Source organism: Streptomyces sp. NPDC038200 (genome assembly GCF_055600785.1).
This window is the reverse complement of the sequence record NZ_JBVJYH010000030.1, coordinates 14,039-37,560: the sequence shown is the minus strand read 5'-3', so window position 1 is coordinate 37,560 and position 23,522 is coordinate 14,039. Positions and strand designations below refer to the sequence as shown.

19 protein-coding genes and 6 pseudogenes are annotated in these 23,522 nt (G+C 69.0%); 11 read left to right on the top strand and 14 right to left on the bottom strand.

The window, feature by feature from the left end; genetic code table 11:
• The first annotated feature begins 3 nt into the window (after nt 1-3).
• Nucleotides 4-408 (top strand): winged helix-turn-helix transcriptional regulator, encoded by a 405-nt coding sequence (locus ACZ7KF_RS38275; RefSeq protein WP_351961169.1) that lies wholly within the window; start codon nt 4-6, stop codon nt 406-408.
• A gap of 327 nt (nt 409-735) precedes the next feature.
• Here the strand turns inward: ACZ7KF_RS38275 and ACZ7KF_RS38270 are convergent, their stop codons facing one another.
• Nucleotides 736-1,494 carry a hypothetical protein gene (locus tag ACZ7KF_RS38270; protein WP_471086162.1) on the bottom strand — a complete coding sequence of 253 codons (759 nt, stop codon included), beginning with the start codon at nt 1,492-1,494 and terminating at the stop codon, nt 736-738.
• Between the two features lie 988 nt (nt 1,495-2,482).
• On the opposite strand from ACZ7KF_RS38270, the pseudogene ACZ7KF_RS38265 reads away from it, so the two are divergent.
• A pseudogene (locus ACZ7KF_RS38265) lies at nt 2,483-3,652 on the top strand (ISL3 family transposase); the annotation flags it as partial.
• Here the strand turns inward: ACZ7KF_RS38265 and ACZ7KF_RS38260 are convergent.
• The 5 genes and pseudogenes from ACZ7KF_RS38260 to ACZ7KF_RS38240 form a co-directional block, all read right to left on the bottom strand.
• Complete coding sequence (locus ACZ7KF_RS38260; protein ID WP_471086159.1) at nt 3,602-4,243, bottom strand: hypothetical protein; 642 nt, start codon at nt 4,241-4,243, stop codon at nt 3,602-3,604. The pseudogene ACZ7KF_RS38265 and the gene ACZ7KF_RS38260 sit on opposite strands and share 51 nt — an antisense overlap.
• Nucleotides 4,244-4,465: 222 nt before the next feature.
• Nucleotides 4,466-5,068: a hypothetical protein gene (locus ACZ7KF_RS38255; RefSeq protein WP_471086155.1), complete on the bottom strand. Its 603-nt coding sequence runs from the start codon at nt 5,066-5,068 to the stop codon at nt 4,466-4,468.
• 139 nt (nt 5,069-5,207) lie between these two features.
• Nucleotides 5,208-5,680 (bottom strand): annotated as a pseudogene (locus ACZ7KF_RS38250) (ATP-binding protein); the annotation flags it as partial.
• 117 nt (nt 5,681-5,797) lie between these two features.
• Nucleotides 5,798-5,935: pseudogene (locus ACZ7KF_RS38245) on the bottom strand (IS5/IS1182 family transposase); the annotation flags it as partial.
• Entirely contained in the window at nt 5,932-6,573 is a 642-nt protein-coding gene (locus ACZ7KF_RS38240; protein ID WP_471086152.1) for a TetR/AcrR family transcriptional regulator, read from the bottom strand. The pseudogene ACZ7KF_RS38245 and the gene ACZ7KF_RS38240, both read right to left, overlap by 4 nt.
• Nucleotides 6,574-6,657: 84 nt before the next feature.
• On the opposite strand from ACZ7KF_RS38240, the gene ACZ7KF_RS38235 reads away from it, so the two are divergent.
• Nucleotides 6,658-7,395, top strand: coding sequence for an SDR family NAD(P)-dependent oxidoreductase (locus ACZ7KF_RS38235; protein ID WP_471086265.1), 738 nt, complete (start codon nt 6,658-6,660; stop codon nt 7,393-7,395).
• Between the two features lie 351 nt (nt 7,396-7,746).
• Here ACZ7KF_RS38235 and ACZ7KF_RS38230 read toward each other — a convergent pair whose 3' ends face one another.
• A complete protein-coding gene (locus ACZ7KF_RS38230; RefSeq protein ID WP_471086262.1) occupies nt 7,747-8,157 on the bottom strand; it encodes a transposase in 411 nt (136 codons plus the stop codon).
• Nucleotides 8,158-8,183: 26 nt separating this feature from the next.
• On the opposite strand from ACZ7KF_RS38230, the gene ACZ7KF_RS38225 reads away from it, so the two are divergent.
• Nucleotides 8,184-8,435 carry a hypothetical protein gene (locus ACZ7KF_RS38225; RefSeq protein WP_471086149.1) on the top strand — a complete coding sequence of 84 codons (252 nt, stop codon included), beginning with the start codon at nt 8,184-8,186 and terminating at the stop codon, nt 8,433-8,435.
• Nucleotides 8,436-8,727: 292 nt separating this feature from the next.
• On the opposite strand, the gene ACZ7KF_RS38220 is transcribed toward ACZ7KF_RS38225, so the two are convergent.
• Nucleotides 8,728-9,318: a hypothetical protein gene (locus ACZ7KF_RS38220; protein WP_471086146.1), complete on the bottom strand. Its 591-nt coding sequence runs from the start codon at nt 9,316-9,318 to the stop codon at nt 8,728-8,730.
• A 151-nt stretch (nt 9,319-9,469) separates the two neighbouring features.
• On the opposite strand from ACZ7KF_RS38220, the pseudogene ACZ7KF_RS38215 reads away from it, so the two are divergent.
• Nucleotides 9,470-10,335: pseudogene (locus tag ACZ7KF_RS38215) on the top strand (IS5 family transposase).
• A gap of 12 nt (nt 10,336-10,347) precedes the next feature.
• Here the strand turns inward: ACZ7KF_RS38215 and ACZ7KF_RS38210 are convergent.
• The 4 genes and pseudogenes from ACZ7KF_RS38210 to ACZ7KF_RS38195 all read right to left on the bottom strand — a co-directional run bounded on the left by ACZ7KF_RS38210 (nt 10,348) and on the right by ACZ7KF_RS38195 (nt 14,249).
• Nucleotides 10,348-11,127: a hypothetical protein gene (locus ACZ7KF_RS38210; RefSeq protein WP_471086144.1), complete on the bottom strand. Its 780-nt coding sequence runs from the start codon at nt 11,125-11,127 to the stop codon at nt 10,348-10,350.
• Nucleotides 11,128-11,249: 122 nt separating this feature from the next.
• Nucleotides 11,250-11,594, bottom strand: a pseudogene (locus ACZ7KF_RS38205) (transposase); the annotation flags it as partial.
• A gap of 490 nt (nt 11,595-12,084) precedes the next feature.
• Nucleotides 12,085-12,990 carry a zinc-binding dehydrogenase gene (locus ACZ7KF_RS38200; RefSeq protein ID WP_471086140.1) on the bottom strand — a complete coding sequence of 302 codons (906 nt, stop codon included), beginning with the start codon at nt 12,988-12,990 and terminating at the stop codon, nt 12,085-12,087.
• Nucleotides 12,991-13,073: 83 nt separating this feature from the next.
• Nucleotides 13,074-14,249: an FAD-dependent monooxygenase gene (locus ACZ7KF_RS38195; RefSeq protein ID WP_471086136.1), complete on the bottom strand. Its 1,176-nt coding sequence runs from the start codon at nt 14,247-14,249 to the stop codon at nt 13,074-13,076.
• A 70-nt stretch (nt 14,250-14,319) separates the two neighbouring features.
• Here ACZ7KF_RS38195 and ACZ7KF_RS38190 point away from each other — a divergent pair, with 70 nt between their 5' ends.
• The 3 genes from ACZ7KF_RS38190 (at nt 14,320) to ACZ7KF_RS38180 (ending at nt 17,826) form a co-directional block, all read left to right on the top strand.
• Nucleotides 14,320-14,889: a TetR/AcrR family transcriptional regulator gene (locus ACZ7KF_RS38190; RefSeq protein WP_471086134.1), complete on the top strand. Its 570-nt coding sequence runs from the start codon at nt 14,320-14,322 to the stop codon at nt 14,887-14,889.
• Nucleotides 14,890-15,373: 484 nt separating this feature from the next.
• Nucleotides 15,374-15,610, top strand: a complete 237-nt coding sequence (locus ACZ7KF_RS38185; protein ID WP_471086131.1) for a hypothetical protein — start codon at nt 15,374-15,376, stop codon at nt 15,608-15,610.
• Between the two features lie 173 nt (nt 15,611-15,783).
• Complete coding sequence (locus ACZ7KF_RS38180; RefSeq protein ID WP_471086128.1) at nt 15,784-17,826, top strand: hypothetical protein; 2,043 nt, start codon at nt 15,784-15,786, stop codon at nt 17,824-17,826.
• Between the two features lie 460 nt (nt 17,827-18,286).
• Here the strand turns inward: ACZ7KF_RS38180 and ACZ7KF_RS38175 are convergent, their stop codons facing one another.
• Nucleotides 18,287-19,216, bottom strand: a complete 930-nt coding sequence (locus ACZ7KF_RS38175) for a patatin-like phospholipase family protein (RefSeq protein WP_471086126.1) — start codon at nt 19,214-19,216, stop codon at nt 18,287-18,289.
• Between the two features lie 65 nt (nt 19,217-19,281).
• On the opposite strand from ACZ7KF_RS38175, the pseudogene ACZ7KF_RS38170 reads away from it, so the two are divergent.
• Nucleotides 19,282-19,500: pseudogene (locus tag ACZ7KF_RS38170) on the top strand (IS982 family transposase); the annotation flags it as partial.
• A gap of 84 nt (nt 19,501-19,584) precedes the next feature.
• Here the strand turns inward: ACZ7KF_RS38170 and ACZ7KF_RS38165 are convergent.
• A complete protein-coding gene (locus tag ACZ7KF_RS38165) occupies nt 19,585-20,082 on the bottom strand; it encodes a cupin domain-containing protein (RefSeq protein WP_471086123.1) in 498 nt (165 codons plus the stop codon).
• 576 nt (nt 20,083-20,658) lie between these two features.
• Here ACZ7KF_RS38165 and tap point away from each other — a divergent pair.
• Together tap and tpg are read left to right on the top strand one after the other, a co-directional pair.
• On the top strand, nt 20,659-22,884 hold the full coding sequence (gene tap / locus ACZ7KF_RS38160) for a telomere-associated protein Tap (RefSeq protein ID WP_471086120.1): 2,226 nt from the start codon (nt 20,659-20,661) through the stop codon (nt 22,882-22,884).
• Between the two features lie 12 nt (nt 22,885-22,896).
• Complete coding sequence (gene tpg, locus ACZ7KF_RS38155) at nt 22,897-23,454, top strand: telomere-protecting terminal protein Tpg (RefSeq protein ID WP_471086117.1); 558 nt, start codon at nt 22,897-22,899, stop codon at nt 23,452-23,454.
• Nucleotides 23,455-23,522: the final 68 nt, after the last annotated feature.

The following is a 23,522-nucleotide window of genomic DNA, read 5'->3' as shown; positions in this document are numbered from 1 at the left end:
CGTATGGCTGCTGTCGAGAACGTGACCGGGCCCACGCCGTCATTCGATCCGTACGAGCGCGGCTGCCCGTCGCGGGACCTGCTCGACCAGATCGGCAGCAAGTGGGCGGTCCTCGTGCTCGGCGAACTCGGCCGGAACGGGACCTCCCGGTTCGGCCAGCTCCGGCAGGCGCTGGCGGGCGTGAGCGAGAAGATGCTCACCCAGACGCTGCGCACCCTCGAACGCGACGGGCTGGTCAGCCGGACCGTCTACCCAGAGGTGCCGCCGCACGTGGAGTATGAGCTGACCGCGCTCGGCCAGACGCTACGGGAACCGCTGAAGGCGCTCACGGAGTGGTCCGTGCTGCACATCGAAGAAGTCATCACCGCCCGCGAAGAGTACGACGACCGCACTGAGCGCACCAGGTAGTCAGCGGCGGCCAGCGGTCTGGTCATAGACGGCCGCCTCGCCGAGACCGGCCCGACAATCAGACCCACCTAAGCCACCCGGCGACATCACGAGTTCAACCTCAGTAGTTGGGAGTTGTTGCCGGGCGCTTCGAGAGCGTGGAGCTTCCCCGCGGGCAGAACCTCCCGTCGCCGTGCCGACGCCGACCTCCGCCGTGTGGGCGAGTGGGTGCCTCTGGCGCTACCCGCTGGCACAACTCCCACAGCTCATCTGGCACCAGCCGCTCAATGATCCCCGCATCCGCAGGCTCCCGAACGAACCACACGAGATGGCCTGTTAACGCATCCGTCAGAAGTTGCCGTTGGCCAGGATTTCGCCATGAGCGTCGTACACGGTCACCAGACCGCTACCCGTTCCCGGCATCCAGGTCTGATAGGCGGAGACGACCAGCTTGCCATCCGGGTTGTGACCACCAAACATGCCGCCCGTCCAATCGGTGTAAACGTCGACCAGACCGTTACCGCCAAACGCTCCGTGCACGCGGGTGACGTGAGCGACTGCGGCTTTGTCCGCTGCGCTGCCGTTGGCCTTCGTCCACCGCTTGAAGATGTCCGCCTCCGACGACATGGTGGGCGAGGACTTGGGTTCAGCCTCCGCATGCGTCTTTGCTTTCTTCGTCTTCGTGTCCGTCTTCCCTTGAACCGAACAGAAGGTGTCCTTCACGGCCGAGACGACCTGCCCGGACTGAGCGTTGGACAGGTGAGGGACATTTCCTCCCTCGAATCGATATCTGGCGTTGGCCTTTACCGTGTTCGAGTCCTTTCCGTCCTTGATGTCCGAGCAAACGTTGATCGACCGGCGAACGGCGCGGTCCTCGTCAGCAACCAGGCCAGCGTCAATACCCTTCAGCGCGGCCAGCAGTTCCGCCCGCTGATGAGCGTTCGGCGAGGGGGTCGAGGGCAACTGGGCGGGCTTCGAAGTCGTAGCGGACGGCTTGGCAGCCTTCGGCTTGTCCGCCTTCGCGTCGTCGCTACCGCCGCAACTACCGGCAGAACCGATGACTACCAGGGCGACGACGCCGCCCACGATCCACTTGCCCTTACCCATGATGTGTCTTTCTCCAAACCCATGATGTGTCTTTCTCCAAATACTCAAGTCTGGTTTGCGCGCCCTGTCCCCATCAGGCATGCCGAAGAACCCCGCCGTCGCGGCGCGGGACCCAGCAGGCTGTGATCAGAAGCGATCACATATTAAACATGTCCTTACGTTTTCTTCACTTCGCCCACACGCCGTCACGCCACTTAATGGCACGAAGCGCATAACTCGCCTGCGTGGAGCAAGAGTTGATGCACGGGCCCAGCGCAGGGGGGCACACTCCTGGAGGAGCTAGCTGAGCGGGTCGGTGACATGGCCGAGGTCTGATGTCGTTCGGCCGGTCCGGCCAGACGCAGCCGGCCGCCGGCCTCACTGAGGGCACAGTGGGCGGCGATGAGGACGTTGACGCCGCTGAAGTCCATGAACGTGACTGGCGCAGATCCGCCCCTACGCGCGGCCGGGGAGTGGCGGAGGCGTCGAGACGGTGTGGGCCGACGTGCGGGTCCCGCAGGCATACACCGCTGCTCAGCCGGTGACCTTCTACAGCCCCTCGACTGTGGTAGCCGAGGCATACACAAAGATCGGCCGCCAGATGAAGCAGTACCGCTGAGTCTTACGGCGTAAACCGCTCCCACGGCCGCTTCCCTTGGACCCCCGACAGCGGTCGTCTGTGACCGTCAGGGCCCGGCAAAGACGTCGTGGCCTCCGATGCGGCGCCAGAAGATGTGCCCTCGCCGCGGACTATCTCCTCCCCGTAGGACCACGTGGCACGGCCGTCACCGTCCCAGGCCAGCTCGAAAACGCCCTGAGCGTTGGACGCCTTTCACGTGGCTTCGTCTGTCACAGGGGTTCTGGTCCAACTTCTGTGGTGTGCCCACTCCCTGTGACTGTGGTCTTGCTGGTATGTCTCGCGAGATCGTCTGGAAACTGCCGGTGCTGACCGCGTTCGGGCTGATGGTTCTGGGCTGTGCGCGAGGTACTGCTCCGGCTGGAAGAGCTGCTCTTCCGGCGGTACAGCCAGCGGACCGAACGAATGCGGTCGGTGCTGGCCGAGGTCGGCCTCGCCCTGGCCGGTCGCGCCGGTGCTCGGCTGGCCGACGTCTTCGGGGCGAGGGTCAGCCGGAACACGGTCCTACGGCTGGTCGACGCCCTCCCAGAACCCCAGCCACAGGTCCCGCGTGTGGTCGGCGTCGACGAGTACGCGATGCGCAAGGGCCGTGTCTACGGGACCGTCCTGGTCGACGTCGAGACCCGCAGGCCGGTGGACCTACTGCCGGATCGCGAGGCGGGCACTGTCGCGGCCTGGCTGGCCGAGCACCCGGGGATCGAGGTCGTCTGTCGCGACCGTGCCCCCTTCTTCGCCGAGGGTGCCAGGATCGGGGCAGCACCCACCGCGGTCCAGGTCGCCGACCGGTTCCACCTGTGGCGCAACCTCGGCGAAGCGGTCGAGCGGGGCGTCTCCCGCCACCGCTCGTGCCTTCGCGTGACCTTCGCCGAGTCGGTGCCGGAGAAGGTTCCGGCCCCGGCACCGGCCGAGAGCAAGCCCTACCTGCACGAACGATGGGCCGAGGGCTGCACGAACGCCTGGACCCTCTGGGAAGAGATCAAGACGAATGGCTGTAGCGGCGGCTACGGAGCCGTCCGCGCCTACCTCCAGCCGTTTCGCACAACCCCGACCGCACCTGCAGCCCGTCCACCGTCCCCCCGCACGGTCGCCAGCTGGATCCTGACCCACCCCGACACCCTGCCGGAGGGCGAGCGACTGAAGCTCAAATCTGTCCTGGCCAGCTGCCCCGAACTGGATGCCCTCACCGGGCACGTCCGCGCGTTCGGGAAAATACTCACCCAGCTCCAGGGTGACCAGCTGCAGCAGTGGATCAAGGCGGTCCGCGCCGACGACCTGCCCAGCCTCCACACCTTCGTCAACGGCCTCGAACGGGACCTCGCCGCCGTCACCGCCGGCCTCACGCTGCCCTGGAGCTCCGGCGTCGTCGAGGGCCGCGTCAACCGGATCAAAATGATCAAGCGTCAAATGTACGGCCGGGCCGGCTTCGGCCTGTTGCGGAAGCGAGTTCCTCCTGGCCTGACCGCAGCTCTGTCGCTCAACGAGCGGGTTCGTTCACCTGATCCCGAGCGGCACGGGATCCAGCCCCAGCTTGCTCCGGCATGAGTCGACGGCCCGGGTGACCCAGGCAATCACGGCGTCGCGATCTGCCGCGATCGCGTGAAGCTCACGCGTCTTCTCCTGGGCATCGACCATCCACGGGGCCGGCGGATCCTCTCGAAGGACTCGCTCGAAGTGATCGCGGGCAGTGTCCGGGTCCCCGAGTAGAGCGGCTGCGATCCCGGAGTCGAAGCTGTCCCAGAGGAATCCCCGCCGAACCGGCCTGGACGTCAGGTATCGGGCTACATCCGGCAGAGCCCGGAACCTCTCCCTCAGCGCGGTCACGCTCGTAGTCGCCTGCTGACTGAGTTCGAGCGCCACGCGCGTGAACTGGTCCTCGGTGCGAAACAGCTCGGAGCCGACCCGGACTGCGTCTACATGAAAGGCCAGGTGGTCCACGTCATGCCACAGCCACATCGCACCGACGTACAGACCACTGCCAGCAATCCGCGGCGGAGTGAATTCCACAACCCCGAGCCACCATTCGTGATCATCGATCCACAGCCGCGACCGGCCGCGCTGGGCCAGGCCAAGCGGCTTCAGGGACTCCCGTGCCGCCGAGGTGATGATCCGGAGGACCGGCTTGCGATCTGCCATGACCGGCATTGTCGACCGTCCCACCGACACCCCGTCGGTCAGGGTGGCACGTCACCATGCACGGAGGCCTTCAACAAACACTGAGCGTCACCGCTCCACAAAGGTTGGACCAGAACCTCTCCAGGAACAGCACTTGTCGATCGGTTCGGAAGGCACTTGTTGATCAACTGGTCCGAAGATGTCGAGGCGAAATGACGGCAGTTTTTTGGGGGATCCCGTCGGCTACGACTGCAATGTGGCAGGCGGGACTGATGGGCCCTGGATCTCCAGGACGACCGCCGTTCCAGCGACAGTCCGGTCCTCGTGCATGGTGATCACTTGACCGGGCCGAAGCTGCTGCCACTTCGACGGGGAGAGCGGGGTGAGACGCACCGTGGCCTGCCCTCCGGGCTCCAGAAAGGGCGTGAACTCCACCCAGAGGGCGGCGATGAAGAGGTCGGGTTCCCCTGTCGGGGTTTTCCTTCCGATGTCCCACATCGGTCGTAGGACGCCGGCTCCAGGGAAGGGAGTCTGTCGGCGGGCCTCGTGGGCTGGTCTGAGGGTGAGGTCGGCTCGGATGCTGCCGTTGCGAGCTTCGAAGCAGCGCCAGTGACACCAGGCCGCGCTCCTGTCGAGTCGCATCTGCTCGGCGGCGATGGCGAGGGTCTGCCAGAAGGCGAGCGTAAGCGGGTGGACATCACCAAGCTCCTCCAGCAGGTCGAGAGCGACTGCCCACTCGTCGTGGGCGAGGTACTCCCAGACGTCGTTCACCGTGATGTCGTTCTTGGTGGCGACGGCTTCGGGGACCAGCAGTGAGGCGGCTTCCAGCAGCTTGGGAACGTCCATGCCTCGATTCTGGAGGATGCTTTTCGTCCCGTGGGCTGCGACTCCCGGAGCCGCATCCTCCGCTGAAACAGGACAACAGGACGCGGAACCACCAGCCGCCCGTCAGGGCGGCAGGCCATGAGTCAGGCAGGGGCAGATGTCAACCGGCCTTCGCCGGTTCCTCGGCTCGGGCTCGGGCGCTGGCGAGGCGGTAGGAGTCGGTGCCGGTCTCGATGATGGTGCCGTTGAGGTGAGCCGGTCGACGATGGCCGCATAGAGCCGGGGGTGGGTGTACGTCTTGGTCCAACCGTCGAACGACTCGTTCGAGGCCATGGCGACGCTGCTCTTCTCCTCCCGTTCGGTCAGGCCCTGGACGAGGAGCTCGGCGACATGGCGGTCGAGTTCCGTGTAGCCGAGTTCGTCGATGCAGAGCTGGTCGACGCGGCCGTAGGGGGCGATGGTCTTGTTCAGCTGCTTCTCGTCGGCGGCCTCGACCAGCGCGTTGACCGGTTTCGTGGCGAGTGTGTAGCGGACGCGTTAGCCCTTCATCGTGGCCTCGGTGCCCAGGGCGATGAGCATGTGGGACTTGCCGGTGCCGGAGTTGCCGATCAGGCAGAGCTCCACTCCGCGCTTGGTCTCACCGCCGGTCAGGTGGTGACGGAGCGGCAGATGAAGCTGTTGTCAGGAGAAGGCCGGCACCCGGGCGCCGACCGCATGGAGCGCGAGCTCCTGGACGACGGCGTGGACCTACACGACGCGGTCCTCCAGCGGCAGGCTCCGGGGACGGCCTTTGCGCACCGGCTCCGCGGCTTCGCGGCGTAACGCGGTGTTCAGCTTGCGGAAGCAGGACGGGCTCAGCCCGGAGAACGGGGTTATCCACCAAGTCAGTTCTCGTGGGCCGGACTGCGCTCGCTTGCGAGGCGTTTCTGCCCCTCGGGCATGGGCAGGACCGCCAGTGCGGTGTCTGCGATGTTCCGCAGCGTCTCTGGGTCCAGGCCGGCCTTGCCTACCGCCTCGATACCGCGGACCACCGTCAACAGCAGTGCCGCCAACCGCTCTGGATCTGCAGCGCTATCGATGTCGCCGTGGCGCTGGGCGGCGCTGATCTCCGTCCGCAGCAGGGTCAACAGTGCCGTCATGGTCTCGGCCGACCGTCTGGCGACCGTTGGATCGTGCTGGGCCAGTTCCGCAGCGCCCTTGGCCAACAGGCACCCGCGGCGCTCGGTGTCTGAGGCGGTGTTCTCCGCCATGAGGTGCACGTATCCCGAAAGCCGGGCAAAGGCCTCTGCGTCCGGGCCACCTGCCAGCCGCCCTTCGGCCACCTCAACGACTGCGGTGCACCAGTCGCCGAACACGCGGTGGAACAGCTTGCCCTTGTCGCCGAACGCGCCGTACAGGCTGCCCTTGCCCAGGCCGGTCGCCTGGGCGATGTCGTCCATCCGGGTTCCCGCATAGCCGGTCGCCCAGAACTGTTCTCGCGCCTGCTCCAGGACTTGGCGTTCGTCGAATGCGCGTGGTCTTGGCATGGTCTCAGCCTAGCCATTCTTGACTCGATCGTCCATTACTGCCTACGTTATGGACGATCCATTCCACAACTGAAGGGTTTCGACATGCCAGGCGTGCTGCAGGAGAAGGTGGCCGTGATCACCGGAGGGACCAGCGGGATCGGGCTGGCCATCGCCCACCGCTTCGTCCGGGAGGGCGCACGGGTCTTCGTGACCGGCCGGGACATCGACCGCCTCGAAGCGGCAGTCAAGGAGATGGGCCCTGCGGCCACCGGCGTACGATCCGACGTCTCGGTCCTGGCCGACCTGGACGCGCTCTATGCGCGAGTCCGCGAGGAGGCCGGACGCATCGACGTGCTGGTGGCCAACGCGGGAATCGTCGCGGACGCCGCGCTCGGCGCCCACACCGAGGCGAACGTCGACCTGACGCTCGCCGTCAACGTCAAGGGCCCACTCTTCACCGTTCAGAAGGCGCTTCCGCTGCTGGCGGAGGGCGCCTCCATCCTTGTCGTCGGGTCCAGCAACAGCGTGCGGCCCAATGAGCAACTCGAGGTCTACAGCGCCTCGAAGGCGGCGGTGAGCAACCTCGTGCACAACTGGGCCCGGCAGTCGCGGGAGCGTCGATTCCGGGTCAACGTACTCAGCCCGGGACCCACACGGACCCCTGGCCTGTTGGGCGCCGCGGGGCCGGACGTCGACCAGTTCGCCGAGGCCGTCGTGCCACTGGGGCGGCTGGCTGACGCCGAGGAAATCGCCGAGGCCGCCCTCTTCCTGGCTTCGGACGCCTCGTCGTTCGTCACCGGCGCCGAACTCTTCGCCGACGGCGGCTACACCCGAGCCTGAACGACGGCCGGCAGTGCGCATCCGGTTCCCTCGAAGCGATGGCGCGCACTCCCGACCGTGTGTGCGTCGTGTGAGGCCCAGTGCGCACGCAGCAACGAGATGTGGCCGCGGCCTCTTGTGATGAGGTCGCCGCCAGACTGACTGCCGCTCCGGCAACGCCAACCTCGCTGGATGCTCATCCATGTCGTCGAGGAGACCAGACGGCAACCGGCGCACGCGGACATCGGCAGGAAGCTGCCTGACGCGGCGAAGGGGGTACTTACTACTAGGACTTGTCCGGCCTATCGAGTTCGTAGTCAGATGGTGAGGGCTGCCGCGGTCGCGGGGCCGAGGTAGACGTAGCCGCGCTTGTCATAGCGGGTGGCGACGGCCCGGTGCTGTCTCAGGCGGTTGATCGCTCGTTCGACGGTGTTGCGCTTCTTGTAGCGTCCTCGTCGAGGCCTGGTGGCCGTCCGCCGCGTGAGCCTTTGCGCAGGCGGGCGGCCTGGCTGTCGGTCCTCTCCGGGATCGTGTCCGGATTCCGCCTCGCCGCAGGTATGCGCGGACGGGGCCGTTGCTGTAGGCCTTGTCGGCGGCGAGGCTGTCCGGCTTCTTGCGGGATCTGCCCGGCCCCGGCCGGGGCCCGCGGATCTTGTGACGGACGGGCTTGAACTGGGTGCAGTCTGCTCGCTGGCCTGCGGTGACGATCAGGGACAGCGGGCGGCAGCGGCCGTCCGCGCTCAGGTGGAGTCTGCTGGTGAACCCGCCGCGTGAGCGGCCCAGGCCCTCGCCCCCAGCGCCATGCGCGCATGTGGTACTTCGCCGTGGCGGGCGTGCTCATCGGCAGAGTGACCGCCCTCCTCACCGTCATCCTCGCCCGCGTCAGCGCCGGCACCTGGCAGCGGCTCGCCCCGATAGAAGGCTCTGCCCCGAAAGCAGCCCGCTCCCGGGCCGCGTCCACGTCGTCCAGGACGGCGACGCCCCCCCCGACGCAGGCGCTGCTCATGAACGATGCAGAACCTGCCGACTGGCTCACCGCCACGGCGGCTGGGGAGATCTGACCGGCGTCCGGACACACCACGCGCCCCGGGGAGTGAAGGCATTCCCGGGGCCCGGTGTATGGAGTCGTCCTGTTCAAGGACGGCGGGAGTCCGCTGTCACGCCTCGGGCTGTGAAGGCTCCACCTGGTGCAGGCAGTACACGCACCCGGAGATGTGATCTCCCCCTGGCCTCGTCCCCGCGCACTCGGTCGGCGCTCGTCAGCAGCTGACCGACACCTCCGAGCCCTGAACCCGGTAGCGCCACAACAGAGAGACCGGTCGGCTGAGGTTTCCAGGACCGGTCTCGGCGCTGTCAATCTCTGATGATCGCGGCGGCAAGGGCGCCCGTGAGGATCTCTTCCTTCGGAAGCGTCAGATCGAACCGTTGTTCCAAGCTTTCCATGGGGTGCCGTTTGTCGGCTTCCAGCGCAGCGACTAGCTCGGCGTTGTTTCCAAGGACGTCGTCGAATCCCGCCCAGTCGTCGTTGTTGAGATCGCACATCACCTCGTACACGCCGTCATGGTTATAACGGAAATGGGGAGGCGGAACGTTCGGATGCTCGGCCATGAAATAGAGTTCGTAGGTATGCGCACCTCCGTGAGATATCTCATGCGTGTCGAACCGGCTGAGGAGCTCATACCAGGGTCCGTAGGCAATGGAGAAAGAAAGGTCGCCGGCCGATCCGTACCGGATACCTACGGTCGTGCTCACGAGCTTGCTGCGGTCAAGCTCGAACAGGTCGGTCTCGAATGCTGCATGGGTACGCAGACCCATGAAGCGAGGCTCGCTCCCAGGAGCGAGCCGGCGTACGAGGTTTTCGGGATCGATACCGCGAGCGAAGATGGCGCAGTAGCCGCCGGGGAGAGGCATCGGATCCTCGAGCCACTGAAGGCCGTCGGTCATGAAACAGCGTCTCCTGTCGCGAAAGAAACGGGGACGGCGCCACCGTAGCCGATGCAAGCCGCCCCGTTGCTTGGCTGCAGCAGACCTGCGACCGGTTGCCGAACATCCCCCTCCGCGCGTTCGCTGGACTTACGACAGCTAACACAATGAGGTGGATCGGTCCTGGTTGCCGTGTCCAGGGCGGGAGTTGAGCGTTCCGTCCGATGTGGGGACGTCACCGTGGATCGTGTCGGATGAGTTGTGGGACCGTTTGGAGCCGCTGCTGCCGCAGCGGGAACGGCGCTTTCGCTATCCGGGGCGCAAGCCATTGCCGGACCGTGAGGTGCTGTGCGGGATCCTGTACGTGCTGCACACCGGGATCCAGTGGGAGTACCTGCCGAAGGACCTGGGCTTCGGCTCGGGCATGACCTGCTGGCGTCGCCTGCGGGACTGGAATGAGGCCGGCGTCTGGCAGCGGCTGCACGAGGTGCTGCTGGCCGAGCTGAACGCGGCGGCGAAGCTGGACTGGTCGCGCTGCGTGGCCGACTCCTCCCACGTCAGGGCACTAAAAGGGGGAGTCAGACGGGCCCGTCGCCGGTCGACCGGGGCTGGGCCGGCTCGAAGCACCACTTGATCACCGACGGGCACGGCACACCGCTGGCGGTCTTGCTGACCGGTGGCAACCGCAACGACGTCACTCAGCTGCTGCCGCTGCTGGATGCAATCCCGCCGGTCCGCGGCCGGGTCGGCCGTCCCCGCCGAAAGCCGGACTCGCTGTTTGCCGACCGCGGCTACGACCATGACGTCTACCGCGACCAGGTCCGCGCTCGCGGCATCGTGCCCGCAATCGCCCGCCGCGGCACCCGGCACGGCACTGGGCTGGGTACCTACCGCTGGGTCGTGGAGAGGAGTTTTGCGTGGCTGCATGGCTTCCGGCGTCTGCGGATCCGATGGGAACGACGGGCTGACATGCACGAAGCGTTCCTCAAGCTCGCCTGCTGTCTCATCACCCACCGACAACTCGGCTCACTCTGTTAGCCCTTGTAACTCCTAACAAGTGGTGGTGACGCTAGGAATGCAGGGTAGTTTGTTGTGCTCCTCCCACGCCTGCGACACACCGTCAACGAACCACAACACGCTGACGACGAGGAAGATGCACGAGGCAGTGAGGCCGAGTGCTGCCAGGGTGCGGAGTGTGGGGACGACTGGGGTGTTGAGCGCGGGCTGGTCGACCGGACCGTGCTGGCTGCGCAGTCTCTCCAACGCGGGACGGGCGTGCGTGCGGAAAAGAGCTTCCGGGCCGCTGCCGATGACGGCGACCCCGATGGACAACTGCGCGGTCTTGACTTTCTCGGCCCCCTCATGAAGGAGTCGGAACACGATGTACAGCAGTGAGGAGGCACCGCCGACAGTTGCTAGCCCGATCAGCAGGAAGCCAGTCTTTTCCCCGGCCAGGACCACGACAGCACCCCACCGTCCTAGGAGAACCGGGACGATCAGTAGCCAAGCCGGCCATGAAGCGAAGCCGACCGCAGCCAAGACGAGCGTAATCATCTGGTGCTGCACCCAGCTCATCATCGATTGCAGGCTGTATCCGACGACGTCCCGCTTGCGGAGGTCCTCCGCCAGGGAATCGAGTTCCCCCTTCAGCGCGCCGCCGTCGGGGACGCGGGAGCCGATCCAGGTGGCCTGGTCCCCTGCGGACTTCACGACGATCGCGAGGAGCACCTTTTCGTCTAGCCAGCGTGCCCGGAAGCGGGAATCACCTTCATCGAGCATCTTTCGGTACGCGTTGGCGAGATCACGGACATGCTCGGGCTCAACTGGCATCGGATAGCTCCTGCTCCCTAGACCGCCGTACTGCCAGGTGACCACAACGTAAACGATGCCGTCGCGTGAACCTTTATGTGTTGCGCCAGGCCACCCGGCTGGGTGACCTGCTTTAACAAGGGCTAACAGAGTGAGCCGAGTTGTCGGTGGGTGATGAGACAGCAGGCGAGCTTGAGGAACGCTTCGTGCATGTCAGCCCGTCGTTCCCATCGGATCCGCAGACGCCGGAAGCCATGCAGCCACGCAAAACTCCTCTCCACGACCCAGCGGTAGGTACCCAGCCCAGTGCCGTGCCGGGTGCCGCGGCGGGCGATTGCGGGCACGATGCCGCGAGCGCGGACCTGGTCGCGGTAGACGTCATGGCCGTAGCCGCGGTCGGCAAACAGCGAGTCCGGCTTTCGGCGGGGACGGCCGACCCGGCCGCGGACCGGCGGGATTGCATCCAGCAGCGGCTCAAGGCGTCCCACAGTTCATCCGACACGATCCGCAGCGACGTCCCCACACTGGACCGAACGCTCAACTACTGCCCTGGACACGGCAACCAGGACCGATCCACCTCATTGTGTTAGCCGTTGTTAGGCCCGCGATGCGGTGCGGGCCTACACCGCCGCAGCGTACTCGGGGCACAGGACGCAGGCGCAGCGCATCTTGGACGCCTTCCCGTCCCGGCCCGTTCGGTGCACAGCAGCGGCCCGGCCACCGCCTGGCGCCGCAGCTGTGTCACCGCGCAGCACGCCGTCGAAGGGCTGGAAACGCAGCAGGCCACGGCCACCGCGCAGGACAGCAGGCCTACGTCGCCGACCCCGAACTGCTGCACGCCAAGAACTCCAACCTGGCCGCGCGTGCGGGCCGACTGGAGACCGCCTCGGACCGCTATCGTCGCGCGCTCGCCGCATACCGGCAGGCCGCTCCGCCGCGTCTGGCGGACCCGGACATCGCGGAGGCGGTCAGACGGCGTCATGCGACAGCTGCCGCGATCCGGCGGGGCGCGTCGACGGCGCGGAGCCGGTGGGCGAGTGCGTCGATGTCGTCCCACTGGGCGTGTTCGGCGTCGAGCGGAACCAGCTTGCCGTTTGCAAGGAGACCGAGGAGGTACGTCATGTCGGCGCTGAACCGTTCACCCGCCCCGAATCCCTCGATGACGCGGCGTCGTCCGGCCAGCTGGTAGGGGTGGAACGTGGTCGGCTGCCCCGAACTGGAGCCCACCTGCTGGACGACGCCGTCCTCGGCCAGGAGGTCGAAGGCCTGGGACAGCACTGGTCCGCCGACTGGGTCGATCACACCGTGCACGGGGGCGGACGCCGTGCCGAGATCGGTGACGACCTCGTCGGCTCCGAGTGCCAGTACCCTGTCCCGGCTGCGAGGATCGCGCACAGCGGCGGTCACGTGCGCACCGGCGCGCCGGCCCAGCTGGACGGCGAAGTGTCCGACCGCGCCGGTGGCTCCGGTGACCAGCAGACGGCGGCCGGTCAGGGCACCGAGGCGCCGCACCGCCCGCAGCGCGCTCACTCCGGGAACCAGCAAGGTGGTGGCCTGGCCGGGGTCGACGCCTTCCGGTACGGTCGCCACCTCGTGGGTGGAGACGGCCCGCATCTGTGCCCAGGCGTCACCGGTCGTCAGTGTGGCCACTCGGGTGCCGGGGGCGGGGCCGGTGCCGTCCGCGGCGGCTTGCCGGACCACGCCGACCGCGTCGTATCCCGGGATGCTTCCGGGCGGCAGCGTGGCCGCGTGCTCGAGGCCACGGGCGAGCAGGGTGAACCGCTCCACTTCCACCAGTACGTCGCCGGTACCTGCCACCGGGTCTGGTGCCTGGCCGAGCCGCACCCCCGCGGGGGTGTCCGGCGTGCTGAGCAGTGCTCGCATGGGCCCTCCTCGGGCTGGACGAATTCGGAAAAGGGGGATCCGGCCGAGGGGCGTGTGCGCCGGTGGCGGGATGCGACGGCGGTCTACGGCTGCCGGGGCCGGGAGTAGTCCGGCAAGGAGGCGGCGTTCCTCGCCTGCAAACGGCGGTCCAGTGCGCCGATCGCGTCCATGAGCGGGAGGCGGGCGAAGGCGTCGCGGGCGTACCGGCCGCCGGCGGTCCTGGGGATCATCATGCGGACGTTGGGCCCGATCTGCTGCTTCCGGTCGACCAGCGGGCGGTGGACGGCGTGGTAGCGGGGGAAGGCGGCCTGATGGTCGCCGTCCGCGGCAGCCAGCTCCCCGGCCAGGCGGTAGGCACCGACGAGCGCCAGTTCCGCACCGGCGCCCGACGCGGGGGACGCGCACCAGGCGGCGTCCCCGACCAGCGCGACGCGGCCGTCGTGCCAGGAACTCATCCTGACCTGGCCCAGGGCGTCGAAGTAGAACTCCGGGTCGGCGAGAGCCGAGTCGAGAAGCTCCCGGATTCGCCACGCCTTGTCGCCGGCGAACCGTTCGCTGATCAGGCGCTTGTGCTCGGTGACGTCTCGGGGGTCGTACTTCAGCGGCGCGGAGCGGAACATGAAGTAGGCCTTGGCCTGGGCATGATTCCCGGAACGGTAGATCCCGGTCATGCGGCCCGGGGTGTTGAACATCGTCACCCAGCGGTCCTCACCGAGGGAGGCGTCGGCGTTCGCGAAGGCGAAGTAGTGATCTTTGAAGCGGATGAAGCGTTCCTCCGTTCCAAAGACGAGCCGACGGACGGCGGAGTGCATCCCGTCGGCGCCGACCACCAGGTGGAAGCGGCGGGCGGGCGCCTGTTCGAAGGTGACGTGCACGCCGTCGTCGTCCTGCTCCAAGCGCTGGATGGAGTCGTTGAACAGGTACTCGGTGTCGGTCACTGCGTCCAGCAGTGCGACCAGGTCGCCTCGCATGATCTCCACAGAGGCCGGGTCCCGTGTGCCGACTCGGGCGACGGCCCGGTCCGAGGAGTCGACGAACTTCATCCCCCGGACGTCGGTGGCCTGTTCACGGACCCGCGACATGATCCCCATCCGCTCGGCGACTTCGACGGCCTGGGCGCGCACGTCCACCCCGTTGCCGCCGGTGCGTAGTGCCGGAGCCCGCTCGACCACCGTGGTCCGGAAGCCATGCCGGGTCAGCCAGTGGGCCAGGGTCAGACCGGCGATGCTGGCTCCGGAGATCAGGACCCGCTCGTTCATGGGCAGCCGCTTTCCCGCTAGACTAAGTGGAATAGACGTTCCAGTAGATTATGTGGAAGGTGCGTTTCACTTGTCAACGTCCTCGGGATCCCCGCGCAGGGCGGACGCCCTGCGCAACCGCCGGCTCGCACTCGACGCGGCAACCGCGCTGCTGGCCGAGCCCGGCACACCTCTCACTGTCGAGACCATCGCCAGAAGAGCGGGGCTGGGAGCGGCCACCGTCGTGCGCACGTTCGGCGGCAAGGACGCCCTTCTCGACGCGGCGGTTTCCGGTCTGCTCGCCCCAGTCGTGCAACGGGCCCGCGACCTGCTGGCCGAGACGGCGCCCGGAGAGGCTCTGGGCCTCTTCCTGCGCGAGCTGATCGCCTTCCAGGCCGCACACCACTCCGCCAGCGACCAGTGGGGGGGACTGGACATGCCCGCTACCAGCGCCCTGCGCGGTGACCTCGCCCGCCTGATGGAGGAGATGGTCGAAGGGGCTCAGCGCGACGGCGCGGTCCGCACCGACATCGATGCCGCTGTCACGACCAGTCTGATCGGCCGAACCGCCCTCGCGATCGCCCGCACTCAGCCTCTTTCCCCGCAACTCATCGATGCCTACCTCGCCGTCCTGCTGCGAGGCCTCCGTCCCTCCACCTGATGAAGCGGCTGGCGCCCGCCCTGACACCGAAGGACAGCCGTTCGAATCCTGGACAGAGGCGGACCCGGACCGTGGCGTCGAGGTCGGGACGGGCACTGGTGAGCGCGTGCGGTGGGCGGCGGCCAGTTCGCGGGCCCACGTGCGGGCGGCGGCAAGCGCGGTGTCGAGCCAGGCGACCTGCTCGGTGAACTCGGCCGTGTCGGAGACCGACCGGCCGCGCGGGATGGGGAGCCCGGCGGCGTGATCGATACCGTGTGCGGCCGGCCGGCTGCACATCAGCACAACGCACCGGGTTGCGCCAGCCCGGCGAACCGCCCGCTGAAGGGAATCCCCCACCGTCTTCTCGCAGACTCCCGTCTACGACCGCCTCCTCGCCGAGCGCGGCGACGTCCCCGTCCAGGTCCGCGGGGAAGCCGACCGGATACAGCGCGACCTGGCACAGTCCGCCCGCCCGCCACCACGGCCGCCCCCGAGGCGCGCAGGCATGGGGGGTGACCGCGGCAGTCGGGGTGCTTTCAGCCGTCCACCTGCCAGCTGCCTCCAGCGCCAGGACCTCGACGCCGACCTGCTGCGCCACTACCTGCAGCCCCCGGACCCCGACCGCTACATCACCCGTGAGGCCGTCCAGCACCTCGACGGCCTCACCGGCGCCGTGCCCGAAGAACCGGCCGAGCCGGTCTGGACGGCCGTCTGCCGGCACATCGCCCGCGACGGGAGCTGACAGCCGGACCCGGGCGGCACGGCCAGGGCCGCCGGCCCGAGCGGCGCGTTCGCCAGATGCGCGACGGAGCGACGTGGATCGCGGGGGTCCTCCAGTATCCCGGGTGTCATCAGCCCGTCGGGTCGATGCCAGGATGTCGGTCGGTCGACGTACGGCGGACTTACGGGGTGGCAGTGGCGGGGACTTCGGTCGAGGCGGTGGACGCGGTGGACTGGAGCCGGTTCCGGACGGGCGTGCCGGAGCACCATCCGGTCAAGGAGGTCCCGCGGGCGCTGCGCCGCCTGGTCAGGCGAGGCCCGGCGGCGACGGAGGAGGACTGCTACCCGCTGTACTCCTGCCTGTTCGCCCCGAAAGGCGGGCTGCCGTCGGCCGCGGCCGCGGCCCTGCCGTTTCTCACGGCGCTCGCCTCCGACCCCTCCAACGGCGCACGAGTCACTCTCGTCGAACTGCTCGGCGCCCTGCACGGTGCGGCGCGCGAGGCCGGTGAACAGGGTACGCACGGAGCGTGGCGGGAGGAGTGGCGGCGTCAGGGTGGCAAGATCACGGCGCTCCTCGCGGACCCCGCGCCGAACGTCCGGCGGGCCGCCCTCCTCCTCGCGGACGACGACGCGCTGCTGGCACGGTGGTACGCCGAGACGGAGCCGGCCGTACGCTTGCCCCTCCTGCTGGCGCTGGGCACCCGCGCCGCGACGAGCGCCGGTGCGCCCGAGGCCGGGTCTCCCGGCGGCCGGCACCGGTTCGCCGGTGCGGTGGAGGCGGTGCTGAGCCGGGTGCTGCGCGACGACGAGCCGGTGATGAAGGTGGCGGCCGTGATCGCCCGGGCGTCCCTCGACCGCGACGCTCCCCTCCGGCATGCCGGCCTGCTGCTGGACGTCCTTGCCGATCCGGCCTTGCGGTCCCGGTTCGAGCGGATCTGGTGGCTGCCGGACGTCGAGACCCCCTTCACCCGTGACGACGTCGCCGCATGGGTGTCCGGTCTCCTCGATCACGCACCCCCGGCCGCCCTGTCGTTCGTGACCCGGCTGGCCGAGGCGGCGGAACGCACCGCGGACGACGGGCTGCGCCGGGTCGTCCTGGACGAGGCGTGGCGGCACCTGGTGCTGCGGCGCTCCGCCGCACCGACGGTGCTGCCGCTCGCGGCACGCCTGCTGGACTGCGCCGACGACTGCGTGCGGCTCAAGGCCGCGCACCTCCTCGCGATGCTCGCCCCTGACTCCGGCCCGTACGCCGACCGCGTGGCGGGACTGCTCGACGATCCCGGGACCGACGAAATCTCCTGGATCGAGGGGACCGTCGGCGACTTCGCACGCTGGGCCCTGGTCAGGCTGGGCGACCCCCGCGGCCTTCCCGGCCTGGTCGAGTCGCTCTGGGCGCCCTACCGGGAGCAGTTCGGGCGCAGCTGGGTGGCGGGCGATCCGCGCCGGCCGGAGATGCACGAAGTCCTCGCGCCGCTGCGCGAGCACACGGACGTCCTGCTGCCCGCGCTGCTGGAGGAGGTGCGACAGGACTACGAGCGGCACGGCGACCACGGCGAGATCATGGGCACCTTGCTGCACGTCGCCGAGGAATGGGGGCCGGACGCGCTGCCCGTGCTCCCGGTCGTCCTGCCGCTCCTGAAGGACACGCGGTATTCGTTGCGCGTGGTCGACGTGCTGCTGGCGATGGGTCCCGGTGCCGCCTGGACGGCGCCCGCCGTGCGTGACGCGGTCGTCCTCGACCATCCGGGCAACCACCTCAGGACCGCCTGGGCCGCGTGGCGCATCGCGGGGGGTGACGACGGCACCGCCCTGCGGCTCCTGGGCGAGGCGGTGCACGACGAGCAGGCGTCGCCGTACGGACCGGTCCTCCTCCTGTCCGACTTCGGCCCCGCCGCCGCGGCGCACGCCGGACGGGTGCGTGAGGTCATGGAGAACGCCGAGTACGGGAGGGCGACGGCGGCGGTGGCCCTGTGGGCGATCACCGGCGATCCGGGTGCCCCCCTGGCGGTGCTGGAGCAGGTCGTCGTGCGCTTCACCGGGGACGACGACCGCTACGGCGACCTGGCCGAGGCACTCCGCGGGTTCCTGCGCATCGGCACGGTCACGCCGGCCGCACGGCGGGCACTGCGCCTCGTCGGGGCCCGCGATCTGCGGCTTTCCAACCACCGGGACTACCGGGCCGTCCTCGACGACCAGGAACTCCGCTCCGCCATCGCCGCGGTGCTCGCGCTCCCCTGACGTCCGGTCGCGTCACTCCGGCCGGCCAGCGGACTGCTGATCCGCCGACCGGCCGCGGACGGTGCCCGGCGGCAGCATCGGCCGGACACAGGGGTCTCACCGGCGACCTCCCCGGGGCACGGATCCCGCAGGGCCGCTACACCCTGCAGACCCTCACCGCCGACGAACTGAGGCAGCTCGGCCCCATGCCGGCCCTCCAGGGCCTCCAGTCGGGCGGGCCCGACCTCGATCTCCTGGCCGGTGCCCCCTTCGTCCGCGCCCCGAACCCCGAGCGCGTGTGCGTGCTCTTTCCGGAGACCCAAGTGCCGCCGCGCTCTCTGTCGACCGACTCGTAGTCGTCGAGGTGGTCGGTCAAGGCGGCTACGAACCGCTCCGGCCCGATGTGATCCTTACGTTCCACGAGTTGTGCGTCGTGAAAGACGACGGCGAGTGGTTCATGGGTCAGCTCGACGATGGCGGCTCAGTGATCTGCTGGGCTTCCTGCGGAGCCGACCTGGCCGAGGCCATTCGCCGTCTCTGAACCACACCCGGCATCTCCAGCCACTTTCCCAACAGGCCCCAGATGGATGAGTCCGGCCAACTGCTCCCGCGCGGCAACGGCTTGCAGCTGCCCCGCTTGGAACGCAGGCACCCACGCCGACGGGTCCGACGGGTCCGTGCCGAGCGCCGCCGCCGATGCCGCGTCCGGGAACAGCGACACCACCGTCTCCGCGCCCAGCGCGGCCAACGCTTCCTGCCCGGGAGCCTGACGCGCCATCGACTCCACGACGACCAACGTACGCGCACCGGCCGCGAGGTCCAGGTTGGTGCCCGCCCGCAGCGCGCCGTCGATGTAGTGGCGTCCGCCGACCGATACGGGAGGCGCCGCGCCCGGGAACGCGCTCGAGGCCGCGACGGCAGCCGCCAGCGGGACGCCGCTGTCGCGATCCCAGACCACCGGCTCGCCGCTTCCCGCCTCCACGGCAGGGATGAGCAGGCGGCGCTCAGCCGGCCAGGTGTCCGTGCCGACGAGTCGACGTCGCACCGCGACCAAGGCCCGCTCGGCCTCCGGATCGGCCGCGTCGAGGGCGATCCGTCCGACCCGCCGGCGAGCCTCCTCCGGTGGCAGGCCGGCACCGAGGACCGCGAAGACCTCACCCATGCGCTGCGGATCGGCCTGCGGCGACCGCGGACCGTCGCCGCGGCTGCCGGCGGGGTCGGCGAAGTGCGCGAGGTCCTGGCCGGTGGCCAGCGCGGCGCCCACGATCGCGCCGGCCGAGGTGCCGACGACCAGGTCCGCCGCGCCCAGGTCGACGCCCAGGCAGCGCAGGCCGTGGGCGAGTCCGGCCATCCAAGCGGTACCCACTGGCCCGCCCGGGCCGAGCGCGAGCGCGCTGTCCGGCGAATGCATCGTTCCCCCATCCGTTGCTGTGGCGATCTACACCCTAAGACGAATGAGCTGAAGGGATCGCCTGCGAGCCCGCGCGGGCCGGAGCGCACCCGTGCAAGCCGCTGCGGAGGACCATCGAGTCGATCAACCAGACCGTCAAGGGCCAGCTCGACTCGGAACGACACGGCGGCAGAAGTCCCGCCAAAGTCGCCGTCCGGGCCCTGTCCCGCATCCTCGCGCTGACCGCGGCAGTCTGGCTCGACGACAGGACCGGCCAACCCGTCGAACGAGCACTGGTTGACTTCCGTTCGTGCGCGCTGCTTTCGGCGGAGCAAGCGGGAGGTGTGCGGACGGTCGGTGGCGTCCGGGTCTTCCTCGCGGCGCCGGGCCTACTTTGCCGCCGCCTCCAGGGTGGCGTGCCAGAGCGGGCTGTCGACGTAGTGGTTGTCGTACAGCTCGGAGGAGTCCTTGATCTCCTGGGGACTCGCCTCGCCGCGCATGACGCGGCCGAGCAGGCGCAGATAGTCGAAGCGCGGCATGCCGGGCGTGAAGGTGAACAGCACATCGGCCGTGGAGCCGGGAGCCGCGGCGAAGGCGTGCGGGGTGTGCGGCGGGACAAGCAGGAAGTCACCCTCGTTCAGCGTCTTCACCTCGTCGTCCACCAAGACCTGGAGCGCGCCGCCGATCACGAAGAAGAGCTCCGAGGCCCGCGTGTGGAAGTGCGCCGGGGCCCCGACCGCGCCCTTCGCGAACGTCGAACGGTAACTGGTGATCGGGCTGCCGTCGGTACCGCAGTCGGCCAGCAGCGTCATCGTGCTGCTCGGGTCACTGGTCGTCTCCGCTTCGACGGCACGGGTCAGGACGGGCTTCAGCATGTTGGTGCTCATGGTGGTGTCTCCCCTGTTCAGCGGCCGTTCCGGTGTTCCCTCCCGGCCTTGCGTCCATAACTCTACGACTGGAAAAGGCCCATGAAGTGGTTCATTTCTGATGGCTGATCATGGGTCAATCGGCCGACGCCCTGAGGGGCCCTGGCCATCGGAATCGGCTCCCTCACCTGGCCGCGACGTGCTGGTCAGGGTTGGTCTGTCTGGTCGACGGGTGGGGTCAGCGGGTGCGGGGGAGGGTGCCGGTTTTGTGCTGGTGGAGATCGAGGTTGGTTTCGATGTCGGTGATGACGTCGCGGAACGGTTCGCGGGTGCCGTGGCGGGCGGGGAGGGGGCCGCAGTCGGACAGCGTCGGACAGCGCGCTCAGAGGATCGACCTGGGCTCGACGCGTCGAATGTGCGTCTGGGCGGGGACGACGAGCTCGTGACGTTGCAGTAGTCGCGGGGGATGGGCGCGCAACAACGGGGGATGGGCGCCGGAACCATGGGGGAAATTCCCTCATCGCGTGGCATTGAATAAGCGATTTAATGTGCGATTCAATGAGCGTTCAGGGTAGGATTCTCACGGAGGTGAGCTCTGTGTCCACGGAGGATCAGCTGTTCAGTGCGGTGGACGCGCTCTTGGAGCGAGTAGCCCAGGACGATCTGCCCGCCCCTGCCGAACGCAGGCGCCTGCGGGAGGCTGCCGGGCTGACCCAGACCCAGGTGGCGACCGCTTTGAACACCCGCCGTGAGACCGTCGCCAACTGGGAGCTGGGAAAGACCGAGCCACGGCCGCCGCAGCGCGCCGCCTATGCCCGGCTCCTGGAGAAGCTTGCCGAGCGTTTCCCCCAGGCTGCGGAGCCGGACGTGGCTACCCCGTCTGCCGAACAGCCCGCCTCGCCGGAGTCGCGGACTCCGCCCGAGGAGCCGGCCCCCGAGGCTCCGGCCACGGCAGCCCACGAGAACATCCGGACTGCCCCCGCGACCCGAACCGAGGCCCCGCCGCGTCCGGCGCGCACCGCTCGGGGCACGGCAACGTCACACCGTCCGGAGGCGAGGAGAACGGCCCTGGCCGGCACCTCGGCGGGCCCCGACCCGCGTTTCGAGCACGGGCCTCTCGCGGTCGTCGATGTCGAGGAGGGGCGGGCCCTGGCGTACTGCACCGGTGGCCTGGTCCTGGACGTGCCCGCCAAGTCCCTCCCGGCCCTGGTCGAGTGGACGCTCAAGGAAGCACGGCTCGGACAGCCGAAGCTGTCCGGGCCGGGCAAGGACGCCGATCCGCTGCTCGTGCTCACCGAGGCCGCGCTGGAGCGCTACGGCCTGCCGGCCACCCTCACGGAGCACGAACGGCTCTCGGGACGGATCCCGGAGGACCACAAGGTCGTCAAGCAGCTGGCTCGCGCCGACTGGAAGCTCACCAAACGCGGGTTCGGCCCGTGGGCGAGGATCTACCGCCCGGCGCAGGGCTCGGAGCGGGCCTGCGTCCAACTGTGCATCCCGTCCTGGCACGCGCTCGGCTCCCGCCACTGGGGCGAGGCCGCGCAGCTACCACCGGCGGAGCTCGCCCGGATCCTGAATGTGTACGCCTCCCGGGTGATGACGCCGCGGGGTTCCACGGCCGTGACCGGTCTGGAGCTGATGACCGCCCTGCATCCGCCGACCCGCGCCTCCGAACCGGACGCCGACGGCCGCCGGCACGCCGAGCACAACCCCGGCTCGCTGGGCAAGGACCCGGTGGACTGCGCGCCGTGTGAGGCCCCCGACGGCCACCCGCTGCTGGCAGACCTGCCGCGCTTCCACGTACGCGGACCGGACGAGAAGCTGTTCGAGGAGGCGTACGACTGGGCGCGGCCGATGACCGACGCCGAGTGCACCCAGCGGCACCTGGTCGGCATCGACGTGAACATGGCCTTCGCCGCCGGCGCCAACGGCCTGGTCGTCGGCCTCGGGGCTCCCACACACGTCAAGGCGCCGGTGTTCGACCCGAAGCTGCCCGGCTCATGGCTGGTCGACCTCAGCCATGTGGACCTGGCCCGGGTGAGAGTCGGCAAGGACAAGTGGACGGAACTGGACGCCAGTCTGCTGCCCAGCCCGTTCACACCGAAGGGCGAGCGGCCCGAGGGGCCGGCCTGGTACGCGACACCGACCGTGGCGTACGCGGTGGAGCTCGGGTACGACGTGCGGCCGATCGAGGCGTGGGTCCGGTACGAGAACGGCCGCTACCTGGACGGCTGGTACCAGCGGCTGCGCGACGCGTTTCTCGCCACGATGGCCGATCTCGGCGTGCACACGGACATGGCGCCGGCCGACTTCCTGGCGGCGATGGACGGCTACAAGGACCGCGACCCCGAGCTGGCCATCGTGGTCTCGGCCATCAAGGCGACCGTGAAGGGCGGCCTGGGCAAACTGCGGGAACGTCCGCGCGGTGAGGGCTGGCGGCCGGGCCATCCGTGGCGGGCCCTGTCCCGGCCGACGTGGCGGCCGGACATCCGTGCCGCGGTCATCTCCCGCACACGCATCAACCTTCACCGCAAGATCGTCAAGCACGCGGCGTTCACCGGGCAGTACCCGGTCGCCGTCCTGTCCGACTGCGTCGTGTACGCGGCCGACGGCACCTCGCCGCTGGACTTCCTGCCCTACCGGGACGGCAAGCCACTGCCCGGCGGCTTCAAGCTCGGCATCAACCCCGGCCTGGTCAAGCACGAAGGAACCCAGACCGTCCTGTGGGGAGAAGAGGTCCGCGAGCGGTTCAACGCCCCGGAACTCAACCTGGCCCGCTACATCAAGGACGGCACCGTCACCGACGCCGACAACGGAGAGTAGGCGAAGGCGACGATGACTCTGTTCGGGGACGGCCTGGACGCCGCGCTGCAGCAGTCCTTCACCCGCCCGGCGCCCAAGAGCGCGGGCGCGCAGATGCGCTACCTGGTCAAGCAGCTCAAGGGCACCCGCGCGGTCGCCCAGACGCTGCGTATCTCCCAGCGCACCGTCGAACGGTACGTGAGGGACCAGATCAAGAAACCCCGCCCGGACCTCGCCGCACGCATGGAGCGCGAGGTGAAGAAGCGGTGGCAGCCGCAGATCCGGGCCAGGGCCCGGCAGCAGGCGGCGACCACCGGCGGCATCGTCATGGACACCCGCGCCCGGATCGGCTATACCGCGCCGATCGGCTCGACCGACGACGCCCGCATTCGCCACTTGACCGTCGCGCTCCCACCGCCGTACGCCGCCCGCCTCTTCGACGCGCAGCAGGCGGGCGCCGAAGACCGGCAACTGCAGCAGATCGCCGCCGACGGGCTGAGGGAGGTGTACTTCCAGGACGGCGGCCGACGCGCCGGCAGCCTGGAGGAGGTCCGCTTCACGGACATCGAGCACGTGGAGTTCGAGCTGTAGAAGCCACGCCAGGCACAGCCCGCGAGCCCCGGTACGGCCGGGTAGCCGGATCACGGGGACGGTCGGTG

Excerpts from the sequence above, each read along its gene's own strand:
- tpg (WP_471086117.1), top strand. The coding sequence starts at position 22,897 with ATGACTCTGTTCGGGGACGGCCTGGACGCCGCGCTGCAGCAGTCCTTC.
- ACZ7KF_RS38220 (WP_471086146.1), bottom strand. The coding sequence starts at position 9,318 with ATGACCGACGGCCTTCAGTGGCTCGAGGATCCGATGCCTCTCCCCGGC.
- ACZ7KF_RS38275 (WP_351961169.1), top strand. The coding sequence starts at position 4 with ATGGCTGCTGTCGAGAACGTGACCGGGCCCACGCCGTCATTCGATCCG.
- ACZ7KF_RS38165 (WP_471086123.1), bottom strand. The coding sequence starts at position 20,082 with ATGAGCACCAACATGCTGAAGCCCGTCCTGACCCGTGCCGTCGAAGCG.
- ACZ7KF_RS38240 (WP_471086152.1), bottom strand. The coding sequence starts at position 6,573 with ATGCCAAGACCACGCGCATTCGACGAACGCCAAGTCCTGGAGCAGGCG.
- ACZ7KF_RS38255 (WP_471086155.1), bottom strand. The coding sequence starts at position 5,068 with ATGGACGTTCCCAAGCTGCTGGAAGCCGCCTCACTGCTGGTCCCCGAA.
- ACZ7KF_RS38235 (WP_471086265.1), top strand. The coding sequence starts at position 6,658 with ATGCCAGGCGTGCTGCAGGAGAAGGTGGCCGTGATCACCGGAGGGACC.
- ACZ7KF_RS38260 (WP_471086159.1), bottom strand. The coding sequence starts at position 4,243 with ATGGCAGATCGCAAGCCGGTCCTCCGGATCATCACCTCGGCGGCACGG.
- ACZ7KF_RS38210 (WP_471086144.1), bottom strand. The coding sequence starts at position 11,127 with ATGCCAGTTGAGCCCGAGCATGTCCGTGATCTCGCCAACGCGTACCGA.
- ACZ7KF_RS38270 (WP_471086162.1), bottom strand. The coding sequence starts at position 1,494 with ATGGGTAAGGGCAAGTGGATCGTGGGCGGCGTCGTCGCCCTGGTAGTC.
- ACZ7KF_RS38195 (WP_471086136.1), bottom strand. The coding sequence starts at position 14,249 with ATGAACGAGCGGGTCCTGATCTCCGGAGCCAGCATCGCCGGTCTGACC.
- ACZ7KF_RS38185 (WP_471086131.1), top strand. The coding sequence starts at position 15,374 with ATGGGGGGTGACCGCGGCAGTCGGGGTGCTTTCAGCCGTCCACCTGCC.
- ACZ7KF_RS38175 (WP_471086126.1), bottom strand. The coding sequence starts at position 19,216 with ATGCATTCGCCGGACAGCGCGCTCGCGCTCGGCCCGGGCGGGCCAGTG.
- ACZ7KF_RS38225 (WP_471086149.1), top strand. The coding sequence starts at position 8,184 with ATGTGGTACTTCGCCGTGGCGGGCGTGCTCATCGGCAGAGTGACCGCC.
- ACZ7KF_RS38200 (WP_471086140.1), bottom strand. The coding sequence starts at position 12,990 with ATGCGAGCACTGCTCAGCACGCCGGACACCCCCGCGGGGGTGCGGCTC.